This window comes from Lysinibacillus antri (genome assembly GCF_003977595.1).
In the GTDB taxonomy this organism is placed as follows: Bacteria; Bacillota; Bacilli; order Bacillales_A; family Planococcaceae; genus Ureibacillus; species Ureibacillus antri.
Genome location: NZ_RYYR01000002.1, coordinates 1 through 14,317, shown reverse-complemented (window position 1 = coordinate 14,317; position 14,317 = coordinate 1). Strand labels below are relative to the sequence as shown.

Sequence of the window (14,317 nt, the reverse complement as noted above, 5' to 3'; positions counted from 1 at the left end):
CCTGTACAGGTTAATCGTACTAGAAGTAAAGGAGAAAGGCTAATATTTCTTTATGTTTGCATCCTTTGTTATAATACATTAAGCTAGAATTGATGGAGAGGTAATTTATGGAAAATGCATTAATCACAATTATATTCATGGCAGTTGTTGGAGCAGCAATTGGAGGATTTACGAATTACTTAGCAATAAAAATGTTGTTTCGCCCACACAACCCAATTTACATTAAAAATTGGCGTTTGCCCTTTACTCCCGGGTTAATTCCAAAACGTCGTGAAGAACTGGCTACTCAAATTGGGATGACGGTAAAAAAATATTTATTAACCCCTGAAGTTTTTCAAAAAAAGTTATTTACCAATGAAATTCGAACTTCAGTTTTACAATTTGCTCAAACAAAAGTGGAGCAGACGATTTTTACCACGGACAAAACGATTTTAGATTGGTTAAAGCTTGGAGGATTTCAAGATTTACCAACGACTATCGAAAATCAAGTAGACCAAGTGATCGAAACACAATTTTTAAAGGCTAAGAATACGCTGTCTACAAAAACAATTGATGAATTATTGCCTACCAATGTTCATGCATCCATTAATAAAAAAATTCCTGAAGTTGTTACGTACGTTCTTCATAAAGGAGAAGAATATTTTCTTTCTTCTAAAGGTGAACAGACAATTAAGAACATGATGGATGACTTTTTAGGGTCAAAAGGTTCTTTTGGTGGTATGATTCAAATGTTTATTGGTGATTCCACAAGCTTTGTTGGTAAAATCCAAAAAGAATTAATTAAGTTTTTGAACGCACCAGGCACAAAAATCTTATTCGTGAATATCATTTCTGGAGAGTGGGATAAATTTAAACAACAACCAGCGATGAATTATCTAAAGGATGTAGATTTTGAACCGATATTAACAAACATACAATCTTACGCTAAGAAGGAACTTGCCATTAAAGCACGCCTGGATCAACCAATCACGTATTATTGGCCCTCTGGTATTGACTACGCCACAAAGGATGTTTTACCAAAGTTAGTGGATATGGGATTTGATCAGGCGCAACAAAAGTTAGAAGACGTGTTGAATCGTCTAAAATTAGAAGAAGTGGTTCGAGAACAAGTGGATTCATTCCCACTTGAGAAGCTTGAAGAAATTGTAATTGGGATTGCCAATAAAGAATTAAAAATGATTACGATTTTAGGTGCTGTTTTAGGTGGAGTCATTGGGATTGTGCAAGGTTTAATTGTTTACGTTTTAAATTAAAAAATGAGAGTGGGTAAACTTTTGATTAACATTTACAACGATATTAATAAGTTAGAAGCTACATTACGTCAGACAGATGAATTTAAAACTTTAAAAGATGCAGTAGAAGCGGTTCGTGCTGATGCAGAGGCTACAAAGCTATTTACAAATTTCCGTGATATCCAAATGAAGTTGCAACAAAAACAAATGAATGGTGAAGAGTTACAAGAAGATGAACTAGTATACGCTCAGAAGGCTGCGCAATTAGCACAATCAAGTCCTAAAATTTTAGCAATGTTAGAGGCAGAAATGGCTTTAAGTAAAGTCATCGAGGAAGTAAATCGTATTTTAGTAAGACCGATTCAATCATTATATGATGGTTTATAATTGTGAGACCGCACGCTTGTCGTGTGGTCTTTTTTCGTTCTTACTACGAGAAGTAATATCGGAATAAACCTCCTTAAAGGTCTTTGTCTTCATAAATTGCTCTGCTATTAACAGTTCGTTTTCATAACACAATGTGTGATTAAATTGCTGCTTAAAGAAGTAACGAACTTTATCGTACTGTTCATTAATCGAGATAGCGCCAAAAATTTCCGGTCGATCCAGTAGGAAAATTAAATCAAAATAGACCTTTTCCCGATTGTAATTTATTGAAATGGTTACATAAAGAGTTCGTTGGTCACATTTATTTTTAGGTATAGTTTCAAATTGAATGTTGACCTTTTCGAGAATAGTTGGAAACGTTAAATTTGTCTTAGGATGAGATGATTTTACTGTCTTAAAAAATACCATTCTAGAATCCCTCCTTTAATATTTTGAATATTGTAAATAATAATAGTATATCTGATATTATCGTTGAAATCGAGAAAGAATTGAAAATATTAACAAAATAACACCACATATTACCTATTATAATGAAGGTAAATGAAAGGAATCGTTTGTCGTAATTTGCTATAGTGGATGTATGTTATAATATGAAGATTGAATTTATGAGGAAAGAGAGTTTACGATGAAAAAAATCGAAGTAAATGAAGTGTTTAAAGAAGATTGGAATCGTGTATTAAATCATATAGCAAACTTATTTTTTGAAGACTCGAAAATTGTGATGACTGCTGATGATGCAGAACTTTCGTTTCGTTTTCAACATTCCATAGATGAAGATTTTACAATTCATACAGCCTGTGAATTATTGGCAGATGGTGTTCAATATAAAAGTAATTATTCCATCAGTTATGATACGGAAGGAACTGAGAAAGAACAAGGAATCCGTATGAAACGTGCCCTTTCCCATGTTATGTTAGACGTTCTTGAGCAATATACAGGGATGACACAAACTTGGGGGATCTTAACAGGGGTACGTCCGACAAAGCTGTATCATAAATACCGTAAACAAGGTTTTACCGATGAAGAAATTTACGCAGTGTTGAAAAAAGATTATCGTATTTCGGATTCGAAAATTGCGTTAATGAAGGAAATTGTAGAACGTCAATTAATGATGATTCCCGATCTAGATGAAATCGGAAATGAGTTATCCGTCTACATTGGCGTCCCATTCTGCCCAACAAAATGTGCTTATTGTACGTTCCCAGCTTATGCGATCCAAAGTAACAGAAAAGCTGGTCGTGTAGAGTCCTTTATCGATGGATTACATATCGAGATCCGCGCAATGGGGAAATGGTTGAAAGAAAACAATATGAATATTACGTCTGTTTATTGGGGTGGAGGGACACCTACATCTATAGAAGCTGACGAAATGGATGCGTTATATAAAACGATGTTTGAGTCCTTCCCAAATCCTGAAAATATTCGAGAAATTACAGTTGAAGCAGGTCGCCCGGATACCATTACGCCTGAAAAAATCGAGGTGCTAAAAAAATGGGGCATCGATCGTATTTCTGTAAATCCGCAAAGCTATACAGATGAGACATTAAAAGCAATCGGTCGTCATCATACAGTGCAAGAAACCATTGATAAGTTTTGGTTGTCACGAAATTCAGGGATGAACAATATTAATATGGATTTAATCATTGGTTTGCCAAATGAAGGCATAGAAGAGTTTCAACATTCACTCGACGAATCCGCAAAAATGCAACCGGAATCATTAACAGTGCATACATTGTCATTTAAACGAGCTTCGGAAATGACGCATAATAAAGATAAATATAAAGTTGCTGATCGCGAAACCGTAACTGAAATGATGGATATGGCAAGCAACTGGACGCGCGAAAATGGTTATGTTCCATATTATTTATACCGTCAAAAAAATATTTTAGGGAACTTAGAAAATGTAGGGTACTGTAAGCCAGGAGAAGAAAGTATCTATAATATCGTGATCATGGAAGAAGTACAGACGATTTTAGGAATCGGTTGTGGTGCATCAACAAAATTTGTGGACCCGAAAACAGGGAAAATCACACAATTCCATAATCCAAAAGATCCAGCCGCGTACATCCTAACGTTTGAAGAAGCGATTGAGAAGAAAATTAAGATGTTAGATGAATTGTATAAATAAAATGAAAGCCTGCTACTTCTAAAGTTAGAAGAGTAGGCTTTTACTAAATTCTAGCTATTTCATAAGTTCGTTTATCGACTTATGAAATAGCTTTTTTAATTGATTAGGAGAGAGACGCATTTGTTTTTATAAGTATTGGAGTTAAACTGTTTTTCGAATATAATAAAATTACTCTATTTGTAAAGGACACAATGAATGCAACAGTATCTTTATCTTTTAATTATCGCACTTATTCTTACGGGTTGTACGGAAAAGGAAACAGTACAACTAACTCCAGATATTGAAACATCCGGAAAAGACATGCTGATCCATTTTATTGATGTTGGTCAGGGAGATTCCATTTTTATTCAAACGCCGAATGGAGAAACCATGCTCGTTGATGGAGGAACGCGTTCAGCTGGACAAGAAGTCGTTGCCTATTTACAACAACAAAATGTAAAACAGTTAAATTATATCGTTGCGACTCATCCAGATGCTGATCATATAGGGGGCTTAATCCCAGTATTAAACGCGATTCCTGTACATAATTTTATCGATTCTGGGAAAGTGCATACATCCCAAACTTATGAAGATATGCTGAGCCTTATCCAAACGAAAAAAATTCCATTTTCTGTTGCACATGTTGGAGATACGGTTCCGTTAGATGAGGACCTAAATATTACTGTCATAAGTGCAGATGAAACGGCATCTGATAACAATGAGGCATCCGTTGTATTGAAAGTTACATATAACGATATTTCCTTGCTATTGACTGGAGATGCAGGCGTCGAACTTGAGGAACAAATGTTAACCTCAAAAGACATTCAAGCGACCATTTTAAAGGCAGGTCATCACGGTTCCAATACGAGCAGTTCCTTACCGTTTTTACAAGCAGTACAGCCAGAAGTAACAATCTTAAGTTATGGCCAAAACAATTCCTATGGTCATCCACATCTTGAAGTGATTGAATACTTGAGGCAAGTAGGTAGTAAAATTTACGGGACAGCTGAGTCAGGATCAATCGTCATCACAACTGATGGGAAAAACTATGAGGTGCTTGCCGAAGAGTGGACGGGAAGTGGTGCTAGTAGCTCAATACCTAAACGGAATAGTAACCAAACAAATGATGTAATAATCCAAAGTAAAGATGTTGAAAATGAAGTAGTAGCGATAATGAATAGAGGTTTAGAAAGTGTAAATATGTTGGGATGGCAACTTCTTTCTGTTGAAGGCAATCAACTATTTAATTTCCCGAATGTCACAATACAGCCAGGGAAGACACTTTATATTACAAGTGGTACGAATGCAAAAGAGGGAAATAATTATATGAAATGGACGAGTCGGCAAATTTGGTTAAATTCAGGAGATGCTGCTCAATTAATTGATCCGAAAGGGGAAGTCGTTAGTGAATTCCAATAAATATACGTTAGATCGTTTTGAAGGGGATTACGCAATCTTTTTAAAACGCCCTGAAGAAGTAGAACAAGTAATCATTCACAAATCAGAAATTCATGTGCAAGTAAAAGAGGGAGATATTGTACAGATCAATGACGATGGGGAAGATTATGATATTCAAGTGTTATCAGAAGATACATCAAAGAAAAGCAATATGATTCAAAATTTACTTAATGAATTGAAGAATTCTAATAATAATCCGCTATAAAAGGTGTATTGGCTAATAAGTTCCCATGGTTGGCAAATAATTTCACGGGAATGGCAAATAACTAGTCGAATTTGGTCAATATATAGCAAAGAGGATGTCCGCCTTCTGGACATCCTCTTTTTATATGCATTAATTTTTTATAAATAAATCAAATACATCGCCAAAGTCTTCTGTTGTATATGTTTTACTATTTTCTTTGAGCCACTGATTCGTAAATTCAGCAATGGATTTAAATGAATCGGCTGGTGATGTTTGGCCATGTCCGGATGTGGAAAGACTTCTTGTCGCATAGTCTAGGCTATCAAACGTAAAGTTTCGGTTTTTTTCATTTTCACGCATCATACGTTCGATTGTAATTAAACTTTTATATAAATCTCTAATTTTTTCAGCGAAGTTTTTATTAATATCAATACTTAATGCTGTTTCCCCAATTGTAAATTTAATTTCAACATCAAGATCAATCGTACCTGCTGTTTCTAGGGATACGTGACGGATGTTATTATATTTATAGTCATAACGTTTTAAAGTACGTTTTTTACTTACAGCAGAATCGCCATCTACATGTATTAATGCAAGATTCGTAAAGCAATATTCATCTGCTTTTGTTTTGATAAGGAAGTAAATTTTCTCTCCCTTTTCATGTAAGACATAATCATCGGACTCGGTTTTATCGTAATCTTGAGGGTCAATCACTTTGCCAATATCCGATAATCCAAGTGCATCTGCAGCAAATTTCTTTAACATATTGAAAGTTCCTCTCTTTCATCTAGGTAAGGTGTTGCGTCTACAACAGTGTAACATATGCTACGTTAAAATATTTCATTACTTTCTAAAAACCCCCAATTTTAAAATGCGATATAACTGCAATTAAGTGGAAGTCGCACATATTTATTGATAAGTCTTATCCCGGTTTCCGCGAATTCTACAATTTGCAGAGAAGTGTTACATAGTATGCGCATATTGTGTATCCTAATAATTCTGAAAACATGTTAAAATAGAAATAGTTTTAATTACATTACATAGGAGAAATAAGATGCCACTTACAACGATTATCTTTGATTTAGACGATACATTGCTATGGGATAAAAAAAGTATCAAAACAGCCTTCGAAAAAACATGTGAATATGCTGCATCAAAATATGATATCGATCCAGAAAGTTTGGAAGAAGCTGTTCGTGTTGAAGCGCGTAAATTATATGAATCGTATGAAACATATGATTATACAGTACTAATTGGAATTAATCCATTTGAAGGACTTTGGGGAACTTTCGATGACCCAACCGATTCATTCCAAAAAATGAAAGAAATTGTACCAACCTATCGTAAAAATGCTTGGACAAATGGGTTAAAAGTGTTCGGCATTGAAGATGAAGCTTTCGGTGCAGAACTTGGCGAACGTTTTGTAGAAGAACGTAAAAAATCACCATTCGTTTATGAAGACACATACCAGGTTCTAGATACATTAAAAGGCCAGTACAAATTAGTATTACTAACAAATGGAGCACCGAGCTTACAAAACTTAAAACTTGAAATTACACCAGAAATTGCACCATATTTTGATCATGTTATTATTTCAGGTGACTTTGGAAAAGGAAAGCCAGATGCAAGCATTTTCGAATATATGATGGACAAAGCAGGCATTACTGCTAGCGAAGGCATCATGGTAGGGGACAACTTAAATACGGATATTTTAGGTTCATCTCGTGTAAATATGAAAAATGTATGGATTAACCGTGAAGGCAATAGAAACGAAACACAAGTAACGCCAACATATGAAGTTACGTCACTTACAGAGTTTTTAAATTTATTGAAAACTCTATAATCAATTAAAGAAGGTATCTCTATATTTAAATGGAGATGCCTTCTTTTTTAGTTTGAAGTGCGAGTATTTTACTGTAATCCGCGAGTATTCTTCTAAAAAGTGCGAGTAAATAAGCTAAAACCGCGAGTATTTCATAAAAAAATGCGAGTAATTCCAATTATAGGAAATTAGTTACTCCAAATAATCATACTTCCTTGCCTCTTCAATTTCTTGCTTTGAAATTTGACCTTGTAGTTGATCGACTTCAGAAACATGGAAGGATTCAAATTCATCATTTGTTGCAATTTCCTCATTATCATCATATAAATCCCCGTAGTCATCCGAATCGCCTTCAAAATCAGAAGGGGTTTCAGATGTACCATATTTTGCAACTAGTTGGAAAGTATCTTCATAATCGTGAATATCATCTTTGTCATCGCGCCCTGAAAATGAATTATCTACAGGAGGAAGTATGACTTGCTCCTCAACAGGTCGATCTTTTGGAATTGATTTTGCATCAGTGTGTTCAATACAAAAGGCTGTAAAAGGTAACGCCTCTAAACGCTCATATGGAATATCTTCATGACATACTTCACAAACTCCATATGTACCGTTATCCATTTTTTCTAAAGCTGCATTTACTTTTGCTAACTCATCTTCATCATGAACTTTTAACGCCATGTCTTTTTCACGTTCATACAATTCAGTACCTAAATCGGCCGGATGATTATCTACTGTGGATAGTTCATCAACAGAATCACGTAAACTGCCGCGCTCTAAATATTTTTCATCATAATCAGAATCGCGAACTAATGATTCCTTTTGTTCAAGGAGCATCTTTTTTAAAGTTGATTTTTGATTTTCGGTTAAAATGACCACCACGCCCTTTCTTATAAATAGTATGGGCGAAAGAAAGGAATTTATTAGTGCCCGGCACCCGAGCAATTCTGAAAACTTACTGCAATTAAAAAAGGAGGAAATCCGATATTTCGGATTCCCCCTTCAACCAATTTATAGAGTAATTGCTTTTACTTCGTCGATATTTTCAAGTTGACCAACGTACGCTAAATCTTCAGCAGTTACATCGTTGTCAATTGTTAACATCATCACGGCAGTACCACCAACTTGGTCACGTCCAACTTGCATTGTAGCGATATTGATATCTTTTTCAGCTAACTTAGTTGCTACACGCCCGATTGCACCTGGTTTGTCCGTGTTTTTGATGTATAGTAAGTGACCTTGTGGAACAACGTCAACTACATAGTTTTCTACTTTTACGATACGAGCACCTAAACCATTTAATAATGTACCTGCAACCGTGTGTACTTCGTTAACTGTTTTAATTTCAACCGTAATTAAGTTTGTGAAACCTTTTGCAGTTGTAGTTTTATGTTCGTTAATTTTAACGCCGATACGTTCAGATAAGTAACGAGCATTTACGTCATTAACATTTTCGCCGTGGTTTTTCTTTAGTAAACCTTTAAGTGCATTTGAAGTTAATGGACGAACATCGTAGTTTGCCACTTCACCAGCATAAGAAACGTTTACTTCTTTAATTGCTTCTTCTGTTACTTGAGATAAGAATGAACCTAATTTTTCAGCTAAATCAAAGAATGGTTCAACTTGAGCAAGTAACTCTTTTGGAATTGACGGCATGTTTACTGGGTTTGTAACAGTACCAGTTTTATAGAATTTAATAATGTCGTTAGAAACGTCAACTGCAACAGATTCTTGCGCTTCAATAGTAGAAGCACCTAAGTGTGGCGTTGCAATTACTTGTGGTAATGTTAATAATTTATGATCTGTTGCTGGTTCTTCAAGGAATACGTCAAGTGCAGCACCTGCTACTTTACCTTCTACGATTGCATCATATAAATCATCTTCGTTAATGATTCCACCGCGCGCACAGTTAATGATGCGTACGCCGTTTTTCATCATCGCGAATTTTTCTTTGTTAAATAAGTTACGTGTTTCAGGTAATAATGGTGTATGCACTGTAATGAAATCAGCAGCAACACAAATTTCTTCAACAGTTGCTTTTGTTACACCAAGTTCTTTTGCACGTTCTTCAGTTAAGAATGGGTCGTATGCTAATACTTCCATACGTTGACCTTTTGCGCGGTATGCCACTTCAGCACCGATACGACCGAAACCAACAACACCTAAAGTTTTGTTTTTAAGCTCAACACCTACATACGTTTTACGATCCCATACACCATTTTTTAATGCGTTATAAGCTTGTGGGATATGACGAGCTAATGAAGTCATCATCGCAATTGTATGTTCAGCAGCAGAGTTCGTGTTACCATCTGGAGCGTTAACTACGATAATACCGTGTTCTGTAGCGGCGTTAAGGTCGATGTTATCTACACCAACACCAGCACGACCGATTAATTTTAAATTTTTCGCAGCTTGAATAATTTCACGCGTTACTTTCGTTTGGCTACGTACAAGTAACACATCTACATCTTCAATTTTGGCAATTAATTGTTCTGGAGTAAGACCAGTATCAATAATAACGTTTAAGTTTAAGTTTGTTTCTTGACGAAGAGGGAAAATACCATCTTCACTTAGTGGATCCGCGATAAATACATTAATTACGTTAGTTGCTGTTTCTAATTTTGTTACCATGTGTAAAACTCTCCCTTTAAATAAATGATTTTAAGTATTTTGATAATTTTGTGTAGATATGAATATATCTATATTTTTATTCACTAGTTTGGTTAACTAGGAGGAATCGAATGTTAGAAAAAAATTGTTGTAAGGTCTACTCCTTTCTTTAAATAAAATAAAAAGCCTTCCACTCCCTACATAGATGTAAGGGGCGAAAGGCAAAATTAACATTTCTTACGCGGTACCACCCTTTTTTGTTGCCGAATATTTTGAAAATTATTCGTACAACCTCGAAAGCAAATGCGTAACGTGCACGACACGGATTTGGCATACTGGAAAATTTCCGCCAATCTATTCAGGAGTGGAACTACAATCGTAGACAACACTGATTTGCACCAACCATCAGCTCTCTTAAGATTCTTGCGATTTAGCATGTCTCCATCATAATATTTTTCGTTGATTTAATTGTTAACATCATATTCCTATGTTCGCACTTTGTCAACAGATTTTAGGAAAAAAATTAATTATCGTATTGAAAACGCTTCAATTTTTACCTAATTCACGAACGTTGTATAGCTTTATTCTCTTTAAAGTTCGTGAATTTAGACTTTTAATAAAAAGTTAATATTTATTTAAACTTTGGGAGAAAGTTGAGAAATCTGAATATTTTTATGATTTTCGAAAAATATTGATAGAATAGCAGTGTCGAATTATGTGCAAATAAAACGAATATTTCATGTATTTTATAGCCCAATCTTTAAATTCTAAAAATTCATGTTATTTCGTATGAAAGGGAGATTTGTTTAATGGAGAAGGAATAGGGGAAATATTTAAGTAAATAAAGGAAATGTCATTTATTTGTTGAAAGATATAAGGAATGAATCGCTATTCATACTAGTGGGGGGAATTACTATGGCATATGAAACAATTAAAGTGGATATTGCAGATCGTCGCGCAACGTTAACCTTCAACAGGCCAGATGTTGCAAATACAATGAATTTATTAATGATGCAAGAGTTAGCAGATTGTTTTGAGTTTTTAAAGGAAAACCCAGAAGTCCAAATTTTAGTCATCAAGGGAGAAGGGAAAATTTTCTCGGCTGGTGGTGACATAAAAATGATGTTGACATCAGGTGACCCTGTAGATTTTGAAATTGTTATGAGTTATTTAACTAGAATGGTTCTCGCGTTATACCAATTGCCTATGGTGACGATTGCGCAAATTAAAGGAGCTGCTGCTGGCTTAGGCTTTAGTATTGCACTTGGTTGTGATGTTTTGGTTGCGGAGGAAAATAGTAAGCTTGCGATGAATTTCATCGGAGTTGGACTTGTTCCAGATGGTGGTGGACATTTCTTTTTGAAGGAAAGAGTAGGTATACCAAAAGCAAAACAAATGATCTGGCAAGGGAATATTATGGATCCGAATGAAGCGCTTAAACATGGGTTAATTGATCAAGTAGTAGTCGAAGGTGAGCTCGATTCGACGGTTGATCAAATTGTTGGGAAGTTTTTAGCATCTCCTATATTGGCAGTGCTGGAAACAAAGTCCATTTTGCATGAGCAAAAATTGCCAGAGCTGAAAAATATTTTGAAAATGGAAGCAGAAGCCCAAAAGAGAATGCGAAAAACGGAAGATCATTTGGAAGGTATTAAGGCATTCATTGAGAAACGAACACAGCAATTTAAAGGGAAATGAGGTGGCGTAAATTGCCACCTCTTTTCTTTATACATGAAATAATAATAGCTTTCCTGCAGAGTTCACGAGGCGATGGGTTTTTTCGGCTACCCCTTTTTCCTCTATTTGCTTTTGACCTTCCATTTTAGCCGCTTCATCGTTTTCAAAATTCCACACTTCATCAAATAAGATTTCCCCTGTTTTTTCGAATGCTGTAAATCGATAGTTTTCCATAAATAAGCCCCCTTGTAAATAGAAGATAAATACATTATACAAGAATATTTGTAATGAATCGCTTAAAAGGTAGCGGAAACTGGATACAAATTACTTTTAATTTATCTTTTCAATCGTTAAAAGGGTATGTGCATGTTACAATATAGGTATCGTTTTATGAGCTTAAGAAAAGTAACAAAAGAAACAAAGGAGTGTTTTCTCTATGAAAGGAATTACAAAACTCCAAGCGGGTGAACCAGTAAGTCAGTTTTTATTAATTAAACAAGCAACAAAAGGAGTTACGACAGTCGGGAAACCTTTCATGACACTCATCTTACAAGATAAGAGTGGGGATATTGAAGCCAAACTTTGGGACACAAATGATGAACATGAAAATATGTATCGTCCTGAAGTCATTGTACACGTTGGTGGGGAAATTCATGACTATCGTGGGAAAAATCAATTACGAATAAAACAAATCCGTATAGCACGTGCAGATGAAGGGGTTCAAATAAACGATTTACTTCCATCTTCGTCTACACCAAAAGAGGAACTATACGATGAATTAATGCAATTCTTCTTTGAAATAAAAAATGCAAATATTTCTCGTATTACTAGATTCCTAATCAAAAAGTATCAATCTGAGTTAACGGTTTTTCCTGCAGCGTCTAAAAATCATCACGATTACGCTTCTGGTTTACTAGATCACGTTGTTTCAATGCTACGACTTGGAAAATCAATTTGTGACCTTTATCCATCACTAAACCGTGATTTAATATATTCAGGTATTATTTTACACGATATTGGAAAAGTGAAGGAATTAACAGGACCAATTGCTACATCGTATACCACTGAAGGGAACTTGTTAGGGCATATTACGATCATGGTTGACGAAATTGGTCAGGCTGCAAAAGAATTAGGCATTGAAGGCGAAGAAGTAATGGTTTTAAAACATATCGTTCTTTCTCATCATGGGAAGGAAGAATGGGGAAGTCCGAAAAAACCAATGATTCAAGAAGCTGAAATTCTTCATTACATTGACAATGTCGATGCAAAAATGAATATGTTAACAAGAGCATTATCGAAAACAAAACAAGGCGAATTTACAGAAAGAATTTTTGCATTAGATAACCGATCTTTCTACAAGCCGACATTTGAATAACCTATTTAAACACTCTAGCAATGGGGTGTTTTTTCTTTTGGGGTTTGTAAAGCGCGTCACAAAGAAATCTATTCTATTACTCGTTACCAATGTATAATCATATAAGGAATTATAAAATTTTCCAATATACATAAAGAAGGTTTAAAATATGCGCGAAACATTTGAGGTACTCTCGAATGCTGCAATAACGAGAGTAACAACTTTAAACAAAAGTAAAATAAGCTATCTCATGTTAACAATGTTAGGCGGAATATTTGTTGGGTTTGGCATTATTATCTTAATTACAATCGGTGGCTTACTTGATCCTGTTGGAAGTCCTTATATGAAAATTATTCAAGGGATTTCATTTGGTGTTGCTTTAAGTATGGTCATCATGGGTGGGGCTGATTTATTTACGGGTAATCACCTCATTATGACGGCCGGAATGTTGGAAAAGACAACAACATGGATGGACACGATGAAAATTTGGATCGCAAGCTTTATAGGGAATTTAATTGGCTCTATATTATGTGCGTTTTTATACTTTATGACAGGATTGCATGAAGGGGCTATTGGAAATTATATTGACAAAATAGCATCGATCAAGATGAATGCTCCTTTTTGGGAATTGCTATTTCGGGGGATCTTATGTAATGTACTGGTCTGTTTAGCAACTTGGTGTTCCTTTAGACTAAAAAGTGAATCAGCGAAATTGGTTATGATTTTCTGTTGTATTTATCCATTTATCACGGCTGGGTTTGAACATAGTGTAGCCAATATGACACTTTTATCATTAGCCCTGATGATTCCGCATAGTGAGCTTGTAACAGTAGGCGGGTTTTTTGCAAATTTAATTCCCGTATCCATTGGAAACATTATTGGTGGAGCGATTTTAATCGGTACTATGTTTTGGTATGGGCAAGTAGATAAAAAATAGTATAATTGTTATCTGTTTATACTCACAACTCGTACATTTCACTATATTTAATTGAAAAGTAATAAAGACCTCCATTATACTAATATAGGTGTTTAATATAATAATTGGAGGAGATTGGAAATGGGTTTACCAAATTGTCCGAAATGTAATTCAGAATATACGTACCAAGATGGGGATCTTTATATTTGTCCAGAATGTGCATATGAATGGGCGGAGGGACAACAAACTGAAGAAGAAGGACTTGTAGTAAAAGATGCGAATGGCAATCTTTTAGTCGATGGGGATACAGTTTCTGTCATCAAAGATTTGAAAGTAAAAGGGAGCTCTTCTACATTAAAGATTGGGACAAAGGTAAAAAATATTCGTTTAGTCGAGGGCGATCATAATATTGATTGTAAGATTGATGGCTTTGGTGCGATGAAGTTGAAATCAGAGTTTGTTAAGAAAATCTAAAGTAAGCCCGAAATAAAAAATAACGCACCTTCCGGCACGCACGGCGAATAGCCTTCAATCCACTGCTTTTTTTGGATTGAAGGCTATTATTTTATA

The 14,317-nt window shown here is 35.1% G+C and carries 15 protein-coding genes and 1 other annotated feature; of the genes, 10 read left to right on the top strand and 5 right to left on the bottom strand.

Going from position 1 to position 14,317, the window contains the following annotated elements; genetic code table 11:
- Nucleotides 1–107 precede the first annotated feature (107 nt).
- Both EK386_RS01715 and EK386_RS01710 read left to right on the top strand, forming a co-directional pair.
- Entirely contained in the window at nt 108–1,253 is a 1,146-nt protein-coding gene (locus EK386_RS01715) for a DUF445 domain-containing protein (protein WP_126657292.1), read from the top strand.
- 21 nt (nt 1,254–1,274) lie between these two features.
- Nucleotides 1,275–1,619 (top strand): YlbF/YmcA family competence regulator, encoded by a 345-nt coding sequence (locus EK386_RS01710; protein ID WP_126657291.1) that lies wholly within the window; start codon nt 1,275–1,277, stop codon nt 1,617–1,619.
- On the opposite strand, the gene EK386_RS01705 is transcribed toward EK386_RS01710, so the two are convergent.
- Nucleotides 1,614–2,027: a hypothetical protein gene (locus tag EK386_RS01705; protein WP_126657290.1), complete on the bottom strand. Its 414-nt coding sequence runs from the start codon at nt 2,025–2,027 to the stop codon at nt 1,614–1,616. The two genes, EK386_RS01710 and EK386_RS01705, sit on opposite strands and share 6 nt — an antisense overlap.
- A gap of 217 nt (nt 2,028–2,244) precedes the next feature.
- Between EK386_RS01705 and EK386_RS01700 the strand changes: the two genes are divergently transcribed.
- The 3 genes from EK386_RS01700 (at nt 2,245) to EK386_RS01690 (ending at nt 5,389) form a co-directional block, all read left to right on the top strand.
- Nucleotides 2,245–3,747 carry a coproporphyrinogen III oxidase gene (locus tag EK386_RS01700; RefSeq protein WP_126657289.1) on the top strand — a complete coding sequence of 501 codons (1,503 nt, stop codon included), beginning with the start codon at nt 2,245–2,247 and terminating at the stop codon, nt 3,745–3,747.
- Nucleotides 3,748–3,942: 195 nt separating this feature from the next.
- Nucleotides 3,943–5,145, top strand: a complete 1,203-nt coding sequence (locus EK386_RS01695) for an MBL fold metallo-hydrolase (RefSeq protein ID WP_126657288.1) — start codon at nt 3,943–3,945, stop codon at nt 5,143–5,145.
- A complete protein-coding gene (locus tag EK386_RS01690) occupies nt 5,132–5,389 on the top strand; it encodes a DUF3006 domain-containing protein (RefSeq protein ID WP_126657287.1) in 258 nt (85 codons plus the stop codon). The genes EK386_RS01695 and EK386_RS01690 overlap by 14 nt, the downstream gene beginning before the upstream one ends.
- 129 nt (nt 5,390–5,518) lie before the next feature.
- Here EK386_RS01690 and EK386_RS01685 read toward each other — a convergent pair whose 3' ends face one another.
- Entirely contained in the window at nt 5,519–6,133 is a 615-nt protein-coding gene (locus tag EK386_RS01685; RefSeq protein WP_126657286.1) for a PH domain-containing protein, read from the bottom strand.
- Nucleotides 6,134–6,422: 289 nt separating this feature from the next.
- Here EK386_RS01685 and EK386_RS01680 point away from each other — a divergent pair, with 289 nt between their 5' ends.
- Nucleotides 6,423–7,211: an HAD family hydrolase gene (locus tag EK386_RS01680; RefSeq protein ID WP_126657285.1), complete on the top strand. Its 789-nt coding sequence runs from the start codon at nt 6,423–6,425 to the stop codon at nt 7,209–7,211.
- 171 nt (nt 7,212–7,382) lie between these two features.
- On the opposite strand, the gene EK386_RS01675 is transcribed toward EK386_RS01680, so the two are convergent.
- The gene (locus EK386_RS01675; RefSeq protein ID WP_342774233.1) at nt 7,383–8,072 is read right to left on the bottom strand and encodes a TraR/DksA C4-type zinc finger protein; all 690 of its coding nucleotides are present in this window, start codon (nt 8,070–8,072) and stop codon (nt 7,383–7,385) included.
- A 129-nt stretch (nt 8,073–8,201) separates the two neighbouring features.
- Nucleotides 8,202–9,821, bottom strand: a complete 1,620-nt coding sequence (gene serA, locus EK386_RS01670; RefSeq protein WP_126657284.1) for a phosphoglycerate dehydrogenase — start codon at nt 9,819–9,821, stop codon at nt 8,202–8,204.
- A 186-nt stretch (nt 9,822–10,007) separates the two neighbouring features.
- Nucleotides 10,008–10,257: a binding site (T-box leader), on the bottom strand.
- Between the two features lie 458 nt (nt 10,258–10,715).
- Between serA and EK386_RS01665 the strand changes: the two genes are divergently transcribed.
- Nucleotides 10,716–11,498, top strand: coding sequence for an enoyl-CoA hydratase (locus EK386_RS01665; protein WP_126657283.1), 783 nt, complete (start codon nt 10,716–10,718; stop codon nt 11,496–11,498).
- A 27-nt stretch (nt 11,499–11,525) separates the two neighbouring features.
- Here EK386_RS01665 and EK386_RS01660 read toward each other — a convergent pair whose 3' ends face one another.
- Complete coding sequence (locus EK386_RS01660; protein WP_126657282.1) at nt 11,526–11,711, bottom strand: YhzD family protein; 186 nt, start codon at nt 11,709–11,711, stop codon at nt 11,526–11,528.
- Nucleotides 11,712–11,913: 202 nt separating this feature from the next.
- Between EK386_RS01660 and yhaM the strand changes: the two genes are divergently transcribed.
- The 3 genes from yhaM to EK386_RS01645 all read left to right on the top strand — a co-directional run bounded on the left by yhaM (nt 11,914) and on the right by EK386_RS01645 (nt 14,221).
- On the top strand, nt 11,914–12,852 hold the full coding sequence (yhaM, locus tag EK386_RS01655) for a 3'-5' exoribonuclease YhaM (protein WP_126657281.1): 939 nt from the start codon (nt 11,914–11,916) through the stop codon (nt 12,850–12,852).
- Nucleotides 12,853–13,000: 148 nt separating this feature from the next.
- The gene (locus EK386_RS01650; RefSeq protein WP_126657280.1) at nt 13,001–13,768 is read left to right on the top strand and encodes a formate/nitrite transporter family protein; all 768 of its coding nucleotides are present in this window, start codon (nt 13,001–13,003) and stop codon (nt 13,766–13,768) included.
- Nucleotides 13,769–13,888: 120 nt separating this feature from the next.
- Nucleotides 13,889–14,221: a zinc ribbon domain-containing protein YjdM gene (locus EK386_RS01645; RefSeq protein ID WP_126657279.1), complete on the top strand. Its 333-nt coding sequence runs from the start codon at nt 13,889–13,891 to the stop codon at nt 14,219–14,221.
- Nucleotides 14,222–14,317: the final 96 nt, after the last annotated feature.